This window comes from Rahnella bonaserana (assembly GCF_019049675.1).
Taxonomy (GTDB): Bacteria; Pseudomonadota; Gammaproteobacteria; order Enterobacterales; family Enterobacteriaceae; genus Rahnella; species Rahnella bonaserana.
This window is the reverse complement of record NZ_JAFMOW010000064.1, coordinates 90,789-110,843: the sequence shown is the minus strand read 5'-3', so window position 1 is coordinate 110,843 and position 20,055 is coordinate 90,789. Positions and strand designations below refer to the sequence as shown.

The window sequence follows — 20,055 nt, the reverse complement described above, 5'->3', positions numbered from 1 at the left end:
TTATGCAGTATGTAAACCTGGGGCGAAGTGGCCTGAAAGTATCGCGACTGTGTCTGGGATGCATGAGTTACGGCGAACCAGAACGTCTTCCTCAGCCGTGGTCTCTTGATGAAAGTGCGTCCCGGCCATTGATACGTCAGGCACTTGAGGCGGGAATTAATTTCTTTGATACGGCTAATATTTATTCAGGTGGAAGCTCAGAAGAAATTGTCGGTCGGGCGCTGCGCGATATGGCATATCGGGATGAAATCGTTGTCGCTACTAAGGCTTTTTTCCCATGGCGTAACTCGCCAAACACCGGTTTTCTCTCGCGAAAATCGCTGTTTCAGTCCATCGATGACAGCCTGATCCGGTTGGGTATGGATTATGTGGATCTGTATCAGATTCACCGTTTTGATCACGGCACACCTGTTGAAGAAACCATGGAAGCACTTCACGATTTGGTGAAAGCCGGGAAAGTGCGCTATATCGGTGCCTCCTCAATGGAAGCCTGGCGTTTTTCCAAGATGCAGTATGTTGCTGAGCGTAACGGCTGGACGCGCTTTGTCTCTATGCAACCGCAATACAATTTACTGTATCGGGAAGAAGAGCGGGAAATGCTGCCGCTATGTGAGGATCAGGGCGTGGGTGTTATTCCCTGGAGCCCGATGGCGCGCGGCAGGCTGACACGCGACTGGAGTGAAACCACTCACCGGACACAGAACGACGCCTTTGCGCTGAAAATGTATGAAAACGCTGCACAGCAGGACCGGAAAGTGGTTGAGGTTGTGGCGCAGATTGCCGCCGGGCAGGGCGTTCCTCGTGCACATGTTGCGCTTGCATGGCTGCTGTCTAAATCTGTGATTACCGCACCCATCATCGGTGCCACTAAAGCGGAACACCTGTCAACCGCCGTGGAAGCACTTAACCTGACATTATCGTCAGAAGAAATTGCAGCGCTGGAGGCACCGTACGTTCCCCATGTGGTTGATGGCATCGTTCCGCCGCTGTCTGAACAAGCGCCGCGACTCTCCCCTTTGCGAATCAACCAGTGAGCCGAGTGACGAAAATGGAATGTGATGATGGCGTGGTTAACGCGCCTTATCAGCAATAGTGGCACCAATTTTAATGCAGCCGAAAAGAGAGGGTCGTTTATGAAAGCCGGGGTTTCTTTATCACTTTTGCTGGTTCTGAGCTGTTCTGTTATTGCTCAGGAACAGAAACTATCTGTTCCACCCGTGTTCAATATTTTTGAACTCGGCATCCGGCAAGGTAAAGATAAGGCATACGACAGCCTGGCTGAAAAGAATATCAGAGCGTCGGTTACCGGTGAATCTGGAACCCTTGCAATGTATTCCGCCAAAAAGAAAATAAACCCGTCAGTTGTTTATGTATTTGAAATTTACGCTGATAGCGACGCATACGGAAAACATCTGAATTCAACGAGCTATAAAGAATTTTTACGCAATTCACCTGATATTCTGGAGGCGAACCAAAAGCGCAGAATTGATGTGATACCGCAATTTCTGGCAGATAAACAGATTGTGCAAAGCGATCACACAATAAATAACTTTGTCATCGTTGATGTAAAACCACAGTTCGGGCAGGCTTTTCGCGATGTCGTTTTACCCGAGATGGCGCAGTCTATTAAGCTGGAAGAGGGCGTTCTGGCCATGTATGCCGCTATCGATAAAGCGAATCCTGAACGCTGGTATTTCTATGAAATATACGCCAGCGAAGAGGCTTATCAGGCCCATCGTAAGACACCTCATTTTAAAAAATACATTGAGCAGACTGCAGAAATGACGACTTATAAAGAAGCCATCGGAATTACACCCGGCATACTGATGAATAAAGGCGGCCTGATGTATGAATTATAATTTCCGTTTTGCAAGCAGACCCTTTGTTCAACACTAATCAGAAGCTGTGAGTACGCATCTGATATCCTATTTAACATAATCATGATTATGCGCACCGAATATGTAGCGCAAAGCGATAATGTCGTGTTTGGACCTGAGGATGACATTTTAAACTGGGATAGACAGAATGTGTAAGTCCCATTTGATAATGTCACTTTTTGGCTAGTTTATAATGGTTACTCCAAAACGCTAATGCACCTAAACCATTGTCAGCAGCCTCATTTGGCCATTGCCTCTGCGTTCTTAGCCCGCAATTTCTTCGCCCTGCTCTCCAGTAGCAAATAACACACCAGAGCCAGCAGCAACGGCAGGAAGTAGTAGAGCAAGCGATTGGCCAGCAGCGCGGCGATAATCGTGCCCTGCGAAGTATGTTCTGCGGCCAGCAGCGCGATAAACACCGCTTCCAGCACGCCGATCCCCGCCGGGATATGCACAATCACCCCGGCGATACTGCTGACTAACAGCACTCCCAGTACAAAGAAATAGTTCATATCCTGACCAAGCAACAGCCAGATTATCGCCCCCATGGCCATCCAGTTGGCACTTGAAATTACCATCTGGGCCAGCGCGAATTTAAATGACGGCAGCACAAGTTTTTGCCCTTTAACCGTCATGTGACGGTATTTAGCAAAGGCGCAGCACCACACGTAAACCGCCACCATCGCCAGCAGTCCAATGCCAACAATGCGCAATGTACCGGCGTCGATATACCAGTGCGAAGGCAGTTCTACTACACCGGAGGTGAAGATGATCCCGCCCAGCAAAATATAGCCAAGCCAGTTTGTAGTTATGCTCAGTGAGAAGATGCGCGTGATCGTGCCGCCATGCAGACCCAGACGCGAGTAAAGCCGGTATCGCATACCAATTCCGCCAACCCAGGTACTGAGCGTGAGGTTAAAGGCGTAGCAGATAAATGACACCAGCATCACCTGACGTGCCGCGAGTTTGTGTCCGCAATAAGCGCGTGCGAGCAGATCGTAACAGCCATACAGCAGATAGCTAAGGATCACGAGCGCCACAGACATCAGCAGTGACGTGCGGTTGTAATGACGAATGACCTTCCACACGTCTTCCCAGTTGACCGTGCGGGCATAAACCACCAGCAGTACGGCTATGGCGATAAAGAAAATACCGGTGAGGATTTTTTTCGCGAGACGCCACTTTGGATGTGGTGTGGACATCAGGTTTTTACCTCCGATTTTTCTGACGTCATCCGATCCTGCATTTCAATTTCGGGTTGTACCGGTGCCGTTACCAGAGAAAGCCTTGGTGTGTGTGCCGGTAGCCAGCCGACCATTGCAGGGAATTTACGCAGGAAGTGGAACACCACCACGTTTTTCGCCAGGTTCCACCAGGTGCGTTTCGGGGCCATGGCTTCATCCACACGCTGGCAGTCATTGGCAATAATGCCGTGGAGATTCTCCCGCAGCGTCTGGTTAAACGCGCGGTCATGGATAATGAGATTGGCCTCAAGATTGAGGGACAAGCTTAACGGATCGAGATTGCTCGAGCCGACAGTCGCCCAGTGAGCGTCCATCAGTGCGACCTTGCCATGCAACGGACGACGCCGATATTCATACACCTGCACCCCGCCTTTCAGCAGATAGTTGTAGAGCAGCTCCGCACCGACTTTGACAATCAGCATATCCGGTTCACCCTGCACAATGAGTTTCACCTGTACCCCCCGTCGGGCCGCATTACGCATGGCGTGCAGCAGACGGTAGCCAGGAAAGAAATAGGCATTAGCGATAATCACTTCGCGCCTGGCGCTGGACAGCATTTTCAGATAGTGACGCTCAATATCATCACTGTGATCGTCGTTATCGCGCCAGACAAATAGCGCCTGTGCCTCGCCGGGATGACGATTTTCGGCCGCATGATAGCGGCGACGTTGCTGCCACCATCGGCGGGTTTGCGCATGATCGGGCAGGTTTTCCAACTCAAACTTAAGAATGTCATCCACCACCGGGCCTTCTACCTGCACGGCGTAGTCCTGTTTGGCCTCGGGGCCGTAGTCGGACATGTGCTCGGCGGAGTAATTAATCCCGCCGACAAACGCCACCTTGTTATCGATGACAACAATTTTACGGTGCATACGCCGGAACAGATTGGTGCGCATACCGAACAGTGGCCGCCGCGGGTCGTAATAGCGAAACGCCACCCCTGCCGAAGTCAGTTCGCTGACGAAACTATCGCTCAGGCCATGCGAGCCGTACCCGTCTAGCAGCACCTGAACGTCGACACCACGCCGTGCGGCGCGCAGGAGCACCGCATGCAAACGGCGACCCACGTTATCTTCAAACCAGATAAAGGTTTCGAGAAACACCTTACTCTGAGCGTTATCAATAGCGTCGAATAAAGCCGGGTAATATTCGTCGCCATTTTCCAGAAGCTGGATATGATTCCCTTCCCGCCATGCTGGTTTCATAGGTGGATCTCCGCGCTTAACGGGGCATGATCGGACAGATGACGCCAGTTACGCAGCGGCAGCGCGGCGGGCGTGCTGGCATTGGCATTTTTCACGTAGATTCTGTCGAGACGCAGTAGCGGCATACTGACCGGGAAAGTGCGTGCCGGGCGACCTTTCGCGCGGGTGAAAATCTCATCCAGGCCCGCCCGCGCTTTAAGCGGATGGTTGGCCTTTTGCCGCCAGTCGTTGAAATCACCCGCGACCAGCACGGGCTCTCCCTCCGGGAAAGCGTTAACCCATTCGGCAAGTATGTTGAGTTGCGCCTGACGGTGCGCTTCGCGCAGGCCAAGATGTACGCAGATCACATGGACAGGATACCCAAGCTGGGGAGGCACTATGCGGCAGTACAACAGGCCCCGGTTCTCACTACCTGCGACCGACACATCGCGATTCTCATAAGATTCAATTGGATAGCGAGACAGTATGGCATTACCGTGATGACCTTCAGGGTAGACCGCGTTGCGCCCGTAGGCAAAATCGTTCCATGTGGTGTCAGCAAGAAACTCGTAATGAGTTTTGTCCGGCCAGTTTTCCACCTGCAGTGAATGCACTTCATGCGCGCCCATCACTTCCTGCAGGCAGACGATATCGGCGCTGACGGTGCGTACCGCGTCGCGCAACTCGGGTAAAATGAAGCGTTTATTAAACGCATTGAAGCCCTTATGCGTATTAATCGTCAGTAGTTTTAACGAAAAGTGCCGGGTATTTTGGGTCATTTACTCTCCTGCCAGTATCACTATCTCAATGAAAATCAAGTATAGTTTCTGTCACGAAAAGCGGAGCAGTTATGGATTTTTCCCAAAAGTCCGGTCTTTCAGGGAGGCGCTCTCCACAGAACTTTGCAGATTCAGCCGGGATATGGCTGGCCGTGGTTATGACGTTTCTCAGGAGAGAATCATAAACATAACCGCTAAATTGAGATGCTCCCTGTGCGGATTATCTCAATTTAGCGTTAATTCTTGATAAGCCAGGTAAAGCCATTGAAAAATTACTGAATTCGAATATGTTCAACCTGAATGACGTTTTGCCCTTTTTCTTTTGTAAGGCGACCACTGATGCTCACGAGATCTTTAGGAGTGACCTTCTGTCCATCCCATTTATCGTCTTTTAGGATTATCGGTATAATCCCGGTTTTGTCACGGAAAGTATAATGTTCTTCTCCGGTCTTTTTAATGATATTACCTTCAAGAGTTACCCAGGTATTTTTGTCATTATTAATGACCCTCTTAATCGTAGACTCTTTGGCATCTTCCGAACCTTTGATCCCACTATCCTGTTTGTGAGCTGGCGGTGGTGTTTCCGAAGCCTCGAATCCGCCTCCGGGAGCGGAATATGCAGGCAAGCCAGATAACATTAATATGCAAGCCAGAATTATTCTTTTCATTTGTATCTCCTTTTTAAGCGCTTATAAATAGTCTGGTATTCAGTCTAGTACAGGCAATTTGGGTGTCAACGATGAATTATATGGAAAACTCGATTGGCGCAGGTTGAATACATAATTTCCAGAATTCATGAGCTTAGGTGTCTTTATTAAATTATATTAAGAAAAATCTCAATGTTATATCTGTTTATTGAGAGAGGCTAAGCTGATGGAGGTATTTAAACTGACCTCAAGGAGAATGAAATGTCTATTACAAATCTGAAAGAACTCTTTATTCATGATTTATCTGATGTTTACAGCGCCGAGCGTCAAATTACCAAGGCGCTGCCAAAAATGGCCCGTGCAGCAACCGATCCTAAACTCGTCGAAGCGTTTAAAGCGCATCTGGAAGAAACTCAGGGACAAATTGATCGCTTAGATCAGGTAGTGGAATCTTCCGACGAGATACGCATTAAACGCATGAAGTGCCATGCCATGGAAGGGCTGGTGGAAGAAGCGCAGGAACTGATTGATTCTGTGGAGAAAGGTGAAGTTCTTGATGCAGGGCTGATCGGCGCGGCGCAAAAAGTCGAGCATTACGAGATCGCCACTTACGGTACGCTGGCTGCGCTGGCGAAAAAATTGGGTTATACCCAGGCGGCAAAACTTCTGGAAGAAACCTTGCAGGAAGAAAAGAATACCGATCAGAAGTTAACGACAATTGCTGAGTCCGCTCCGGCCAGCAAAACCCGTTAAACCTTGCACCGATTTTTCTTTGACAAGAAACCCGTCAGGACGACGGGTTATCGTCAGGCCAGCAGGGACGCAAGACGTTCCAGGGAAAAAAGCGCGGCCTGACGGATCACTTCTTCACACTCTCCCTCGAAATGCCTAACTTCGGCAATCACCCGCTCGGTGCCAAACGCCCAGGCGAACCAGATGGTGCCAGCATGCGTGCCGTCATCACCGCCTTGTGGGCCGGAATAACCACTAACCGACAATGCAACCTGTGTTTTTGCCGCCCGGTTGGCCCCCTGCGCCATCTCTTTTCTACGAAAAGTATCTGCGCAGCGATACCGAATCACCGCTGATTATTGCTTATCCTTTTAAGAATGAGAAACTGACCGTATTATCTTTAAAGGAGATTTCGTCAACGACAACGATATTATTAATGTCAGCCCGGAAAGCGCGGTAATACACCGCACTCCGGACGCCTTAATTATTTACCCGCATAACTCTGACCTCGCGGATAAAGGCGGAGTCCGGCTGACGCTTAAGCCAAGAGAATATGGCATCTACACCCTGTCGGTTTATGCCAATAACCATTCCCCTTTTATTTTTAAACAGATTATTTTCCCATAAAGGAGAGAGAAATGGTCATGATTTCCAGCCAGCCCATGCAGGAAGCCTTACTGCATTTAAACCGCTGAAAATCAGATTTTTTCCTGATTAACCCGTTCGGACAGTGACTGATGGCTTTCTTTCCTTTCGCTGTAGCGGTCGGCAAGATAAGCGGAATGCCCTTTCAGAAGCAATGTGATTTTGAACAACTCCTCGGCGACATCTGCGATGCGGTCATACCAGGCCGAGGGTCTCATGCGCCCTTCATCGTCAAATTCCTGCCATGCCTTGGGCACCGATGACTGATTGGGGATAGTGAACATCCGCATCCAGCGGCCCAGTATCCGCATCTGATTCACCGTATTAAATGATTGCGACCCGCCGCTGACCTGCATCACCGCCAGCGTCTTACCCTGCGACGGGCGCACCGCGCCATCACTCAGCGGTATCCAGTCGATCTGCGCTTTCATCACTGAACTCATGGCGCCGTGTCTTTCCGGAGAACTCCAGATCATTCCGTCGCACCACCGGACCAGCTCGCGAAGTTCGAGCACTTTCGGATGGGTATCCGGCGCATCATCCGGCAGCGGCAAACCTGAAGGATTAAAGATTTTCACTTCTGCTCCCATTTCTTCCAGCAACCGCCCCGCCTCTTCAGCGGCGAAACGGCTGTAAGAACGCTCCCGTACTGAGCCGTAGAGGATGAGAATGCGTGGCATGGTTGCATCACCACTCAGAAGTTTGCTGGCAATAGCCTCATCAAAGTATTGCCGTTCGATTGCAGGACACTGCGTCATAAAAATTCTCTATGGGGTAAGTTATGCTTTAAAACCTAACATATATGAAATAACATATGTATAAATAATTTTAAGCGAGGTTCTGTATGTTACAACCTGTCCAGCTTTTTAAACTGCTCTCCGATGAAACCCGCTCGGCCATCGTGATGCTTCTGCGTGAATCCGGTGAGCTGTGTGTCTGTGATATTTGCGCAGCAACGGCGGAATCTCAGCCGAAAATCTCCCGTCATATGGCGATGTTGCGAGAGTCCGGGATGGTTATCGATCGCCGGGAAGGAAAATGGGTGCATTACCGCTTGTCCCCCCATATGCCGGCCTGGGCTGCGGCCATTATTGATTCAGCGTGGAATTGTGAAAGAGAGAATGTGCGCAAAAAGCTCGACAATACATCGCCCACTTCTTGTTAAAACATGTATTCACATTCACCATAGTGAATGTGTCAGGGGTTTCTGATGCTACTGGCTGGTGCTATTTTTGTATTCACCCTCATTCTGGTTATCTGGCAACCACGGGGACTGGGAATTGGCTGGAGCGCTGCGCTGGGCGCCGGTCTGGCATTGCTGACAGGTGTCGTTCACCCGGCCGATATTCCGGTGGTATGGCAGATTGTCTGGAATGCGACCGCCACCTTTATCGCCGTGATCATCATCAGTCTGTTGCTCGATGAGTCAGGTTTTTTTGAGTGGGCCGCGCTGCATGTCGCCCGCCGGGGCAATGGCCGGGGACGATTACTTTTTACCTGGATTGTCCTGCTGGGCGCGATGGTTGCTGCACTGTTCGCTAACGATGGTGCCGCGCTTATTCTGACCCCCATCGTCATTGCGATGTTGATGGCACTGGGATTCAGTCAGCGGGCAACGTTAGCTTTTGTTATGGCCGCAGGGTTTATTGCCGATGCTGCCAGCCTGCCGCTGATTGTCTCGAATCTGGTCAATATCGTCTCGGCGGATTTCTTTAAACTCGGATTCTCTGAATATGCCGCCGTAATGGTGCCGGTCAATCTGGCGTCTGTCGCGGCAACGCTGGGCATGCTGCATCTGTTTTTCCGCAAAGACATTCCGGCTGTTTACGATGTCGCTCTGTTAAAGGAGCCGAAAGCCGCTATCCGTGATGCCGGAACCTTTAAAACCGGCTGGTTGGTTCTGGTTTTGCTTCTGGTGGGATTCTTTGCCCTGGAGCCGCTGGGTGTGCCGGTCAGTCTGGTCGCTGCCGCGGGTGCCCTGCTTCTGCTGGCTGTTGCGAGGAAAGGTCATGCGATTAACACCAGCAAAGTATTGCGTGGCGCGCCCTGGCAAATCGTGATTTTCTCGCTGGGCATGTATCTGGTGGTCTACGGATTACGCAACGCCGGGCTGACCCACTATCTTTCTTCCCTGTTAAATCATCTTTCAGATCAGGGTTTATGGGTCGCCACTCTGGGAACGGGTTTCCTGACGGCTTTCCTGTCATCCGTGATGAACAATATGCCCACTGTTCTCATCGGCGCGCTGTCTGTTGATGGCAGCACCGCGACCGGCGTGATCAGAGAAGCGCTGATATACGCCAATGTGATCGGCAGCGATCTTGGGCCAAAAATCACGCCCATTGGCAGTCTGGCAACGTTGCTGTGGCTGCACGTTTTGTCGCAGAAAAATATCAAAATCACCTGGGGATATTACTTTCGGGTGGGCATGGTGATGACTATTCCGGTGCTGTTCGTCACGCTTGCTGCGCTGGCGTTGCGGCTATCAGTCACTTTCTAATGAGATATCCTATGAGCTTGATCACTATCTATCACAACCCGGCATGCGGTACGTCTCGTAATACGCTGGAAATGATCCGCAACAGCGGCACTGAACCCACCGTTATTCTGTATCTGGAAACGCCGCCATCCCGTGAGGAACTGGCTACGTTGCTTGCAGATATGGGTATTACCCCGCGGCAGTTGCTGCGTAAGAACGTTGAGCCTTATGAGCAACTCGGACTGGCTGAGGATATCTTCACCGGCGATCAGCTGATGAGTTTTATGTTGCAGCATCCCATTCTGATTAATCGTCCGATCGTGGTGACACCGCTGGGAACCCGACTGTGCCGCCCGTCTGAAGTGGTGCTGGACATTTTGCCTGATACTCAACGTGGCGCGTTTACCAAAGAAGACGGTGAAGAGGTTGTGGATGGTCAGGGTAAAAAGATTAAATAACCGGTTACGGCAATGGTTCAGCTTTTCATGTTTGCCATCGCCAGATAAGCGGTCACTGCATTTCCCGGCTCCTGCATCCGGCTGATCATGACCAGATTCGCCGTCAGTTCTTGCGCTTTAAGGCTGCGGTATACGAGTCCGGGAATATTCACCTGTTGCAGGGGCGAGGGGATCAGCGCCAGCCCCAACCCGGCGGCGGCGATTGCCAGCACGCTCAGCGTGCTGTTTGAACGGTGTGCCACGTTAAATCCTTCTCCCAGTTTTTGCGCCAGCAAAACAGTCAGATTTTCGTGGGTATCGTGCGCGTCGTACAGTACCAGCGGCTGTCCGGCGAGCATTTCAACGGTCAGTTGCGGACGGGCGGCTAAGGGATGATCGTCGCACAGCGCTATCATCATTTCCCAGTTTCCCGCCTCCTGCACCCTGATTTGCGGATCAGAAGTCGTGCTGTTATCCGGGGTGTAACCGATATCGATTCGTCCCGCGAGGATCGCTTCCACCTGCTGCAGGGGTGAGATTTCCTGAATAATAACTTCCGCGTCCGGATGGGTTTTACGGAACCTGCGCAAATCAGCAATCATTTTGCCGCTGAAAATGGCGTTACCGGCAAAGCCTACACGCACCCGCCCTGTCTCACCACGCATCGCCCGTTCTACCGCGAGTCGTGTATGTTCCACCTGTTCCAGCGTCAGCCTGGCTTCGGTCAGGAGAAGTATTCCCGCTTCGGTGAGCTCGACACGACGGCTGGTGCGGATAAACAGCGGACCGCCCAGCTCGGTTTCCAGTGCTTTAATCTGCATACTCAGTGCGGGCTGCACGATGTTGAGTCGCTCTGCGGCACGGCCAAAATGCCCTTCTTCTGCAACGGCCACAAAATAACGTAAGTGCCGGAGATCCATTGTCGCCTCATTCATCATTAAAAATGATTGTTCAGTCAAATCTATATATTTGAGTTTAACCCAATCCCTGTCCAAACTGAACACATCAACGTAAAGGGAACCCAACAATGCAAACTCAACAACTGCAAGATCGTCAGGCTTTGAACGACCTGATGAATGGCTGGATGCACCGCGACCTGGGCGAATGGGAGCAATTGCGTAATCTGTTCCATGCAGACGGCACGATTGAAATCACCTGGTATGAAGGACTGGCGAGCGGTTTTGTCGATGGTTCCATGCGCATGGGCGCTTCGGATTTACGCACGAAACATATGATTGGCGCACCCGTCGTGACCTTTAACGACCGTGGTGACAAAGCAATTCTTGAAACCAATGCGATGATCATCGCAGAAAATGTAAAACTGAATATCGGCTGCGAATGCCACAACCGTTTCTACGATCTGGCAGAGAAAAGAGATGGCGTTTGGAAGTTGTTCCATCGTCAGAGCGTCTACGATATGGGCACGTTCACCTTCCCGCTGGGACCGGTTGACATTGATTCAAGCATTGCCGCCAAATATCCGCGTGAATATGCCGCGCTGGCTTACCTGCTGGAGCAAAGTGGTTTCCCGCTCGGCCGCGTATTTGCGACCCGTGGCAGTGAACTTGAAGCGAAAATGAAAGTGGACGCTAAAAAGTGGCTGGCGGTCTGATCGTCTGAGCGCGGATCCGGTCTTTGCCGGATGACATCATTTTGAAGGGAGGCAAATTGCCTCCCTTTTCTTTTATACCTTCTAAGCCTTCACCAGCGCACGTGTTTTATCCAGCAGGAACGGGCGCAGATACCCCACGGTGTTCGACAGCAAAATCACATCGTCAGAAACCTGAATGTTCAGCACGTCTGCCAGGTATTTTTTGCGTGCCACCATCCTTTGCCACACCTGCGGATACTGACTTTCCAGTTCACGGCGCAACGTTTCATCCGCCAGCGCAACGGTGTCTTCAATGCTGCTGCCACCGTAACCGGGCAGCGAGGGAATTATGTCTATCTGGAACAGCATTCCGCTCGCCAGTGGCACGGTGGAATCCGGATAAACCGGCGAACAAAGCCATTCCTCATCGGCCACCAGATGCCCCGGATTGAGATGCCAGTTCCAGGTTTTCTGCTCAAGGGTTTCTTGCACCAGACGGTATAAATCGCCGCCGCGCATGCCGATATGCAAATTTTCCAGCCACGTGACGACCGTATGATAATAAGGGATCGCCAGACGCGGCAGCCAGTCAGCGACGTCCTGCGGCAACTCTTCCTCACTGGCAACGACGTACGCGGCGCGACTCGATAATCCCCCTTTATAACCGACGGTCAGTGAAAATTTATCCCCGTAACGGATGACTTTGTCCGAGGGATAAAGACTGGCGTGAGCAAACCGGTCACCGGTCGCGGCAATCATGATGACATTGTTCTGCTGACCATCGCCTGCCAGCAACTGACCGACTTCTTTCTCGGATTTTCCGGGAGCAATAGCGTCGAGTGCGCCCAGCAAACAGGACGATGCCAGATTCGCGCCGTATTCATAAAACGCGACTTCATTGGCGTTATTAATGCACCGCACGCCATTTTCCGGTGCGATAAACAGGCCGGTGGCGTTCACCACGTTTTCTTTGCCTGCGGCTGCACTGCGCACGGCATCCAGAATAAAAGCCGGAACATCAAAGCTGTATTGATCGGTTTGCGGATCGATACAGAACAATTTCCAGCCCGCGACGCCGGTGGTTTGTGACGCTGTCACGCCCGCCGTTGCCAGCAGATTTTCCAGCGGCTGAGGGTGTTTCATCGGCTGATTAGGAAGGGAAAATACCGGCGCGTGCAAACAGTTGCCGCCATTGCGGGCGTGCGGCACCAGTTTCAGGTTCTCGTTGCCCATTATGTAGGTGAGTTCGCCGTCTGCGGTGACCACCAGCAAAGCTTCTTCAAAACGCGGGATAAAACCGGAAAGATATTCGAAGTTGCCGCCGTGTTCTTTATCGGCGTAAATCACCAGCGACGATAAGCCCTGTTGCTGCATGGCGCTCAGAACGCTGTTCAGCCGGGCTTTCATGGTTTCATCCGACAACACCGGCGTGGGCACCTGAGGGTAAGTGACCGGTGCCGGGACAGTGGCCAGTGTGTAGGCAGTATCAGAATTCATTGCGTTTCCTTATGCGTCAGAAATCATTATCAGGAGTCAGATTCAGAAGTTTTGGGTTCATAAATAACATAGCCCGCCACACCGCCCTTCCCGCCATCTTTCGGATGGTTGATGCCATCGCTGACCGGAACCCGCGAGAAATCAAAAGGTGACACGCCTTCGATGCAGGCGACATTAACACCGTAAAATTCGGGATTTGAGCGGCGCTGATGGAAGGTATAAATGCCGCATACCGAGCAGAAGAAATGTGCGGCCTCACCGCTGTTAAAGCGATATTCCGTCAGCTTATCCTTGCCTTGCGTGATTTCAACTTCACCGGCAGTGGCGACGACCGCGCCACGCATACGGCAAAATGAACAGTTACAGCGTAATACGCCGTTGAAACCGTCAGTTAAGGCAACCTTAAATATGACGGCACCACAATGGCATTGAGCGGACAATTTATCTGGCATAGCAATCTCCCTCTTTGGGATGAGCGGTCGGGTTGGCCGAGAAAATGTTGTACCAAATTTCGTCGCGCATTACAGCTTTCCAGCAAAAAAGCCCATTTTTTAGCCGTAAAACATTCATGCCCGCTATGAATTTCTTGTTTTGAGATCTCATACCAACTTTCTGTCACCTATTTTGTTTTACTACCCGATGTTAGGAAATGTTACGAAAATGATTTCGTAATGAAAATAAAATAGCTGCACGTAAGGAAGCTAACATGAAAAGACTGACCACTTTTTGCCTCGCAGGACTTGTTTCATTTAATGCGTTTGCCCTGACCGGCAACGATGCCACCACCAAGCCGGATCTCTACTATTTAAAGAATGACCAGGCGATCAATAGCCTGACCCTGCTGCCACCACCACCGGCTGTGGGCAGCATTGCATTCCTCAATGACCAGGCGATGTATGAGCAAGGCCGTCTGCTGCGTTCAACCGAGCGCGGCAAGCAGGCTGCTGAAGATGCAAACCTGAGCGGAGGCGGTGTGGCGAATGCCTTCTCCGGTGCGTTTGGCTCACCGATCACTGCCAAAGACACGCCGGAACTGCACAAGCTGCTGACCAATATGATTGAAGATGCCGGAGATCTGGCGACGCGTGGCGCGAAAGAGAAGTACATGCGTATCCGCCCGTTTGCCTTCTATGGCGTCCCGACCTGTAATACCACCGAGCAGGATAAGCTTTCGAAAAACGGTTCTTATCCTTCCGGCCATACGTCTATTGGCTGGGCAACGGCGTTAGTGCTGACTGAAATCAACCCGCAACGTCAGGATCAAATCCTGCAGCGTGGTTATGATTTAGGCCAGAGCCGCGTGATTTGCGGATACCACTGGCAGAGTGATGTGGATGCGGCGCGGATCGTCGGTTCTGCGGTTGTGGCAACGCTGCATACCAACGACGCTTTCCAGCAGCAACTGAAGAAAGCCAAAGAAGAGTTCGCGAAACAGCATAAATAAGCGTCTTTTGCTTCTTGCAGGACAAAAAAAACCGGCCTGATAAGCCGGTTTTTTTACGGGGAGCAGAAAGCGAATCAGGCCGCTTTAACCGCACGGGTTTTTTTAGGGGCTGGCGCTGCTGCGGTTTCTTCAGTCGTTTCTTCCGCTGCTTCTTCAGTTTCAGTCACCGCCGGTTCTTCCGTCTGCGCGACAGGGGCTTTCACGGCTTCTTCTTCCGGCAGCTTGCTGGTACGCAGGATGTGCTGGACGGTATCTTTTTGCTCAGCCAGGCGCAGGGCAATGTTTTCTGCCAGCGATTCATCAATTTCCAGTTCGCTCTGCAACAGCCAGTCAGTAAAAGCATCTGCCATATCGAGCATTTTGTCGTAAGCGTCCGCTTCTTTCTTATTGGCAAATGTCATTTTTTCTTCACCTTTTCTGACGACAACAAACTTTGTTTCAACAGCCATGATTCGCTCCTTATACTGTAATTATATACAGCATACCAATAATCAATGCAGGATACATCATCCAGCCTGTTTTTTATAGTGCGGAGCTGGCGTGAATTTCTTACAGATAACCGCTAAGGTAGAAAATAACCTGTTTTATAACGTACTTGTGAGGATCTCGTGACAAAACTGAAAGATGTCTGCAACTGGACTAAAGAAACCTATCGGATAACCACCGACATCAGCCTGCTGGATATTCCAGCCGTCCACGCCTATCTGACCCGCTCAAGCTGGGCTCCGGGCATTGACGAGCAAACGGTGCGTGATGGCGCTGAAAACAGCCTGAACTTCAGCTTGTTCGACGGTGAAAAACAGATTGGTTACGCCCGCTTTATCACTGATTACGCCACCTTTGCCTATCTGTGCGATGTGTATGTGCTGGAGGAATATCAGGGGAAAAATCTGGGGGCATGGCTGATTGAATGTGTTCAGTCGCATCCGGTCACGGCCAGACTGCGCAGGATGGCGCTGTTTACTTCCACGGCACCCTGGCTGTATGAGAAGTTTGGCTATACGCCGGTGAACGAGCCGAACTACACCTGGGTGATCACCCGTCCGGGGATTTACCTGAAGGAAGGCTGATCACGTTTTCTGGCTTTCTGTTTTCTGAACATTTCGACCGTTTCAGCCCGCGTCCGCCGTGAGTTCAGTCACCATCCGTACAAAGTTGTCGCGGATTAAATCCGCACTGCGCGGATCCCATGCGATCCCGACCTGCCAGCGGGTGGCTTTGCCACTCAGCGGCAGCGTCTTCAGGCCGGGCGGCGCAATGTGCATGACGCTTTTTGGCAGCAGCGCGACACCGACACCGGCCATGACCAGTGCGACAATCGTCTGGATATCTTCGGACTGTTGGACGGAAGACGTGTAAAGCTGGTTTTCATCGAGAAAGCGGTCGGTTTGTGTGTTCAGCCCGCGCCCGCGATCGGGATATAAACGCAGCAGCGGCTTCTGTTTCAGCCAGCCTGCCACCGTGGTTCCGTCGTCTGCGGGCACCACAAACACCATCTCATCTTCAAACAAGGCGTGATAACTCAGCGGAGCAGCCGGTGGCACACGCACAAATCCAATCTGCAATTCCCCGTTCTCCAGCATGTCGTATTGCACGGCAGAAGGCAGATCTTCCAGCGCAATATCCACGCCGGGATACGCCGCCCTGAATCTGGCGATACATTGCGGCGCAAAGGTAAAACTCGACAGGCCGAATCCCGCCGCCAGTAACCCTTCTCCGCCCTTTTCCACCTGACCGGCGTGTTGCATAAAGGCCGTCATCTGACGCAGCACTTTCTCCGCTTCGGGCAAAAGTCGTCGCCCGCCCGGTGTGAGCGTAGTGCCATGGCGGCCGCGGTCGAACAGCGTCACGTTAAGCCGGGATTCGAGCAAATTGATCTGCTTGGTCAGCGCCGGTTGCGAGATGGAAAGATTATTCGCCGCCGCAGCGTAATTCCCCTCCTGCGCGAGCGTGACAAAAGCGCTGAGCAAACGCGTATTCATTTTTGCATTCCGTTTGGTTATCAGATTAAGAAAACTATTCATTATAAAGTTATCAGCCGCATTGCTCTAATACCAGCTCTCTTACCAGTGCAAGCCACCCCTTAACGCGACGGAGAATGACAATGTCGGGATCGATTAAAACGGCAGTAGTTCAGTTTCAGCATCAGGCCGGAAACAAAAAATATAATCTGATGATGATGGAAGGTTTTATTCAACAGGCGGCGATTAACGGCGTACAAATTCTGGCGTTCCCGGAGATGTGTATCACGGGTTACTGGCATGTTCCGAAACTGGATAACGACGGCGTCGCCGCGCTGGCCGAATCCGTTGAGACGGGTTCTTCTGTGCGCCTGATCCGAAAACTGGCAGTAAAACATCAGATGCTGATTGGTGCCGGTTTTATTGAACGCGGTGATGACGGTCGTCTTTACAACGCTTACGCCGCCTGTATGCCGGACGGTTCGGTGCATACACACCGCAAAATGCACGCCTTTGAACATCCTTCCATCAGTTGCGGCGATGCCTATACCGTGTTTGATACGCCGTGGGGCGTAAAAGTGGGGATCCTGATTTGCTGGGATAACAATCTGGTGGAAAACGCCCGTGCAACGGCACTGCTGGGGGCCGATATTTTACTGGCCCCGCATCAGACGGGCGGCACAAATTCCCGCAGCCCGCACGGCATGAAACCTATTCCGCTGGAATTATGGCAGCAGCGCGCCACGCGACAGGAAGAAATTACCGCTGCCTTTAAAGGCGCCAGTGGCCGTGAGTGGCTGATGCGCTGGCTGCCGTCGCGGGCGCACGATAACGGCATGTTTATTTTGTTCAGCAATGGTGTGGGTGCTGACGATGATGAAGTCCGCACAGGAAACACGATGATCATCGACCCGTACGGCCGCATCGTGGAAGAAACCTGGGTGGCGGCAGATGCCATGGTGAGTGCAGAACTGGATCTTTCGCTTATTCCGATGAGTACCGGCAGGCGCTGGATGGCAGGCCGTCGCCCCGACCTCTACCACATTCTGACTGAGCGTCAGGGCTACGAACGTGATGCGATTACGGCGCGTTTTTCCGAAGAGTTGCCAGGAATAAAAACACGCTAAAATCGGTGTTCGGCGTACAGGGAAACCGGATCATAAGATTGCCTGCTCAATTGCACCTTGCTGTGTTTCCCGCAGCAAGGCTTTGCTCTATCATGATGCTTTCATTGATCCTTTTGCTCAGCGAGACTTTATTTTGCGCATCCTTCCTTTCGGTTCCCGTATTTTCATGACTTTACTGACTGGCCTGCTTTTGTGCTGGCCGGGTTTGAAAGTTGGTGCCGCGCAGGCGGCTGAGATGGCGTCTCCGGCAGATATAGTGGTTGCCTTCCAGACAGATTATCTGCGCTGGAATAACCAGACCATGGCGGCGAAAGCGGATCATACGCCCGCTGACAACATAGCGATGGCAGAGAAAACCTACCGCGAGATGCTGAAGAAATACACCCTGCCCGATTTTGTCGGCGAACCTGTCGCTTACAGCTCTGAACCGATGCACGATCCGGCTAAAGAGAAAATCGTGTCGGTGAAAACCCAAGGTGGCGCAGCGGTGGTGGTGACGAAGTTCCCGCAGCAATACTACACGCCGACGTATGAGTACCGTCTGGTGTATCAGCAGCACCGCTGGTATCTGACCGCCGTGGATCTGGTGGATGATGACGGCAAATATCCCAGCCTCTAACGGATATTTCAGGCCAGCGCTGAGCCCACCAGATAAAACATCAACCTGCTCCACCACGCCTTTGAAGACTGGCTGGTGGAGCAGGGTCACAGTGCTGATGGGAGCGCGGATCAGTCGTAGTTTTCGCCGTACAAACCAATCAGACGGCGGACAACGCCGTTGGTCCAGCCGAAGCCGTCCTGAAGCGGGTATTCCCCGCCGCCACCTTCGCACGACGCATTGCCGGAAATGTGATATTTCTCGATAAGCTTATGATGCTGCTGATAAAACTGATTTACCGTTTTCAGCCAGCTGCGGGCAATCAGGTCACCCAGCGCGTCGTTGCCATACAGCTTGAAGCCCTGAATAGCCATCCATTGCAGAGGTGCCCAGCCGTTAGGTTTGTCCCACTGTTCGCCGGTTTCGTATTCCGTGGTCATCAGCCCGCCGGAAGTAAGCAGACGCGTCTGAACTGCGGCTGCAATACGAACGGCCTGATGATGCGTCGCCAGTCCGACGTACAACGGCACCACGCTGGCGGCGGAAAACAGCGCCAGCTGCTGACGGTGCCAGTCATAATCACGGAAACACCCTTCAGCTTCGTCCCATAAATAGCGGTTGATGGCTTCGCGGCGTGTTTCAGCTTTCTGGCGGAACTCCGCTTCGGTGGTCCGGTCATTATTCAGACCAGAAATATTGGCGATGGCGCTTTCAAGTTTGAATAAAAACGCATTCAGGTCGATGGGAATAAACTGCGTGGTGCGGATACTGGCCAGCCGGTGACCATCACGCAGCCAGCGCGAGGAGTAATCCCAGCCCGATTCTGCGCCGGCGCGCAGGTCACGGTACACTTCGCTGGCCGGGCGACTCGATTGTTTCGCGGTTTCCACATCTTCCCGCCAGGATTCATCACGCGGCGTATCCCTGTCATCCCAGTAACGGTTGAGCAAGGTGCCGTCCGGCAGACACACCGCATGTCGATAAGCCTGATTGGGTGCCAGTGAATCCGCACCGTCCATCCAGAATTCATATTCCATTTTCAGATGGTCAAGATAACGACGTGCGCCGCGCACACCGTCCTCTTCAAACAGTTCGACCATCAGCGCAAAGACCGGTGGCTGCGAACGGCTGAGATAATACGTGCGGTTGCCGTTAGGAATATGCCCGTAAATCTCGATCAGCCACGCAAAGTTATCGGCCATGGTGCGCAGCAAATCGTTGCGCCCGCTTTCCGCCAGCCCCAGCATGGTGAAATACGAATCCCAGTAGTAGGTTTCGCCAAAACGCCCGCCCGGCACCACATACGCCTGTGGCAGGGGCAGCAGTGACGACCAGGAAACATGATCTTCCGGCTGGCGCGTCAGCACCGGCCAGAGTTTGTCGATGTGCTCTTTCAGCGAGTCACCGGGATCAGACACATATTCATCACCGTGCGGTTCCGGCAGCAAGAAATGCGCCTCGACAAAGCGTTTCAGGTTAAAGCCCGGATGGTTTTTTATCCGGCGGTAGCGCAGCAGGATATCTAGCGGATCCATTTTGGGCGGACAGTCAGGAAAGGTTTTGCTGTCGGCAAAAAGGGATGAGGACTGGACGCTGGTGAACAGTTCCATATAACGGTCGGCAGGCGTCAACGCATCGGAAGGCGGCAGCCCTTCGATCATCTCGGGTTCCGGCTCGGCGTCCATCATTCGGTCAAGGATCAGCTCAATGGGCTCGAGTTCGCTCAGACGAAACTCTTCGCCTTCCAGTGCTGCGATCTCCTTCGTCTGGTGTTTCTCATTTAGCATAAGCGAGCCTTTTTATTTGAGGACTG

The 20,055-nt window shown here is 52.0% G+C and carries 23 protein-coding genes; 11 read left to right on the top strand and 12 right to left on the bottom strand.

The annotated features are described in order from the left end of the window. Positions 1–2 precede the first annotated feature (2 nt). Both J1778_RS14590 and J1778_RS14585 read left to right on the top strand, forming a co-directional pair. Positions 3–1,034: an aldo/keto reductase gene (locus J1778_RS14590; RefSeq protein ID WP_217173780.1), complete on the top strand. Its 1,032-nt coding sequence runs from the start codon at positions 3–5 to the stop codon at positions 1,032–1,034. A 99-nt stretch (positions 1,035–1,133) separates the two neighbouring features. After that, positions 1,134–1,859 carry a putative quinol monooxygenase gene (locus J1778_RS14585; RefSeq protein WP_217173964.1) on the top strand — a complete coding sequence of 242 codons (726 nt, stop codon included), beginning with the start codon at positions 1,134–1,136 and terminating at the stop codon, positions 1,857–1,859. A 257-nt stretch (positions 1,860–2,116) separates the two neighbouring features. Here J1778_RS14585 and J1778_RS14580 read toward each other — a convergent pair whose 3' ends face one another. The 4 genes from J1778_RS14580 to J1778_RS14565 form a co-directional block, all read right to left on the bottom strand. Then, positions 2,117–3,079: a lysylphosphatidylglycerol synthase domain-containing protein gene (locus tag J1778_RS14580; protein ID WP_217173779.1), complete on the bottom strand. Its 963-nt coding sequence runs from the start codon at positions 3,077–3,079 to the stop codon at positions 2,117–2,119. Further along, entirely contained in the window at positions 3,079–4,326 is a 1,248-nt protein-coding gene (gene clsB / locus J1778_RS14575; RefSeq protein WP_217173778.1) for a cardiolipin synthase ClsB, read from the bottom strand. The genes J1778_RS14580 and clsB overlap by 1 nt, the downstream gene beginning before the upstream one ends. Then, positions 4,323–5,084 carry an endonuclease/exonuclease/phosphatase family protein gene (locus tag J1778_RS14570; RefSeq protein ID WP_217173777.1) on the bottom strand — a complete coding sequence of 254 codons (762 nt, stop codon included), beginning with the start codon at positions 5,082–5,084 and terminating at the stop codon, positions 4,323–4,325. Before J1778_RS14570 ends, clsB begins: the two co-directional genes overlap by 4 nt. Before the next feature lie 272 nt (positions 5,085–5,356). Next, positions 5,357–5,752 carry a YgiW/YdeI family stress tolerance OB fold protein gene (locus J1778_RS14565; RefSeq protein WP_217173776.1) on the bottom strand — a complete coding sequence of 132 codons (396 nt, stop codon included), beginning with the start codon at positions 5,750–5,752 and terminating at the stop codon, positions 5,357–5,359. A 240-nt stretch (positions 5,753–5,992) separates the two neighbouring features. Here J1778_RS14565 and J1778_RS14560 point away from each other — a divergent pair, with 240 nt between their 5' ends. Further along, complete coding sequence (locus J1778_RS14560) at positions 5,993–6,484, top strand: YciE/YciF ferroxidase family protein (RefSeq protein ID WP_217173775.1); 492 nt, start codon at positions 5,993–5,995, stop codon at positions 6,482–6,484. 53 nt (positions 6,485–6,537) lie between these two features. Here J1778_RS14560 and J1778_RS14555 read toward each other — a convergent pair whose 3' ends face one another. Next, complete coding sequence (locus tag J1778_RS14555; RefSeq protein WP_217173774.1) at positions 6,538–6,771, bottom strand: CinA family protein; 234 nt, start codon at positions 6,769–6,771, stop codon at positions 6,538–6,540. Between the two features lie 390 nt (positions 6,772–7,161). After that, positions 7,162–7,866, bottom strand: a complete 705-nt coding sequence (gene arsH, locus J1778_RS14550) for an arsenical resistance protein ArsH (protein ID WP_217173773.1) — start codon at positions 7,864–7,866, stop codon at positions 7,162–7,164. An 86-nt stretch (positions 7,867–7,952) separates the two neighbouring features. Between arsH and J1778_RS14545 the strand changes: the two genes are divergently transcribed. From J1778_RS14545 to arsC, 3 genes are read left to right on the top strand one after another with little or no spacing between them, the layout of a single operon-like run. Then, positions 7,953–8,273: a metalloregulator ArsR/SmtB family transcription factor gene (locus tag J1778_RS14545; protein ID WP_112286640.1), complete on the top strand. Its 321-nt coding sequence runs from the start codon at positions 7,953–7,955 to the stop codon at positions 8,271–8,273. A gap of 45 nt (positions 8,274–8,318) precedes the next feature. After that, positions 8,319–9,608, top strand: a complete 1,290-nt coding sequence (locus tag J1778_RS14540; RefSeq protein ID WP_217173772.1) for an arsenic transporter — start codon at positions 8,319–8,321, stop codon at positions 9,606–9,608. An 11-nt stretch (positions 9,609–9,619) separates the two neighbouring features. Next, positions 9,620–10,045 (top strand): glutaredoxin-dependent arsenate reductase, encoded by a 426-nt coding sequence (gene arsC, locus J1778_RS14535; protein ID WP_217173771.1) that lies wholly within the window; start codon positions 9,620–9,622, stop codon positions 10,043–10,045. Positions 10,046–10,062: 17 nt separating this feature from the next. Here arsC and J1778_RS14530 read toward each other — a convergent pair whose 3' ends face one another. Then, positions 10,063–10,944: a LysR substrate-binding domain-containing protein gene (locus J1778_RS14530; RefSeq protein ID WP_217173770.1), complete on the bottom strand. Its 882-nt coding sequence runs from the start codon at positions 10,942–10,944 to the stop codon at positions 10,063–10,065. A 107-nt stretch (positions 10,945–11,051) separates the two neighbouring features. Here J1778_RS14530 and J1778_RS14525 point away from each other — a divergent pair, with 107 nt between their 5' ends. Beyond that, positions 11,052–11,636 (top strand): nuclear transport factor 2 family protein, encoded by a 585-nt coding sequence (locus J1778_RS14525; protein WP_113878195.1) that lies wholly within the window; start codon positions 11,052–11,054, stop codon positions 11,634–11,636. An 81-nt stretch (positions 11,637–11,717) separates the two neighbouring features. Here the strand turns inward: J1778_RS14525 and J1778_RS14520 are convergent, their stop codons facing one another. Both J1778_RS14520 and J1778_RS14515 read right to left on the bottom strand, forming a co-directional pair. Further along, the gene (locus J1778_RS14520) at positions 11,718–13,112 is read right to left on the bottom strand and encodes a M24 family metallopeptidase (protein WP_217173769.1); all 1,395 of its coding nucleotides are present in this window, start codon (positions 13,110–13,112) and stop codon (positions 11,718–11,720) included. Between the two features lie 29 nt (positions 13,113–13,141). Continuing rightward, the gene (locus tag J1778_RS14515) at positions 13,142–13,564 is read right to left on the bottom strand and encodes a GFA family protein (RefSeq protein ID WP_217173768.1); all 423 of its coding nucleotides are present in this window, start codon (positions 13,562–13,564) and stop codon (positions 13,142–13,144) included. 254 nt (positions 13,565–13,818) lie between these two features. On the opposite strand from J1778_RS14515, the gene phoC reads away from it, so the two are divergent. Beyond that, complete coding sequence (phoC, locus tag J1778_RS14510) at positions 13,819–14,556, top strand: acid phosphatase PhoC (RefSeq protein WP_112286645.1); 738 nt, start codon at positions 13,819–13,821, stop codon at positions 14,554–14,556. A gap of 74 nt (positions 14,557–14,630) precedes the next feature. On the opposite strand, the gene J1778_RS14505 is transcribed toward phoC, so the two are convergent. Beyond that, the gene (locus tag J1778_RS14505; RefSeq protein WP_217173767.1) at positions 14,631–15,005 is read right to left on the bottom strand and encodes a YebG family protein; all 375 of its coding nucleotides are present in this window, start codon (positions 15,003–15,005) and stop codon (positions 14,631–14,633) included. Positions 15,006–15,164: 159 nt separating this feature from the next. Between J1778_RS14505 and J1778_RS14500 the strand changes: the two genes are divergently transcribed. Beyond that, a complete protein-coding gene (locus J1778_RS14500; RefSeq protein WP_217173766.1) occupies positions 15,165–15,626 on the top strand; it encodes a GNAT family N-acetyltransferase in 462 nt (153 codons plus the stop codon). 42 nt (positions 15,627–15,668) lie between these two features. On the opposite strand, the gene J1778_RS14495 is transcribed toward J1778_RS14500, so the two are convergent. Next, positions 15,669–16,538, bottom strand: coding sequence for a LysR family transcriptional regulator (locus J1778_RS14495; RefSeq protein WP_217173765.1), 870 nt, complete (start codon positions 16,536–16,538; stop codon positions 15,669–15,671). A 116-nt stretch (positions 16,539–16,654) separates the two neighbouring features. On the opposite strand from J1778_RS14495, the gene J1778_RS14490 reads away from it, so the two are divergent. Next, positions 16,655–17,644, top strand: a complete 990-nt coding sequence (locus J1778_RS14490; protein WP_217173764.1) for a nitrilase family protein — start codon at positions 16,655–16,657, stop codon at positions 17,642–17,644. Positions 17,645–17,810: 166 nt separating this feature from the next. Continuing rightward, entirely contained in the window at positions 17,811–18,263 is a 453-nt protein-coding gene (locus tag J1778_RS14485; RefSeq protein ID WP_217173763.1) for a hypothetical protein, read from the top strand. Positions 18,264–18,373: 110 nt separating this feature from the next. Here J1778_RS14485 and J1778_RS14480 read toward each other — a convergent pair whose 3' ends face one another. After that, positions 18,374–20,029, bottom strand: a complete 1,656-nt coding sequence (locus J1778_RS14480) for an alpha,alpha-trehalase (protein WP_217173762.1) — start codon at positions 20,027–20,029, stop codon at positions 18,374–18,376. Between the last annotated feature and the right edge of the window lie 26 nt (positions 20,030–20,055).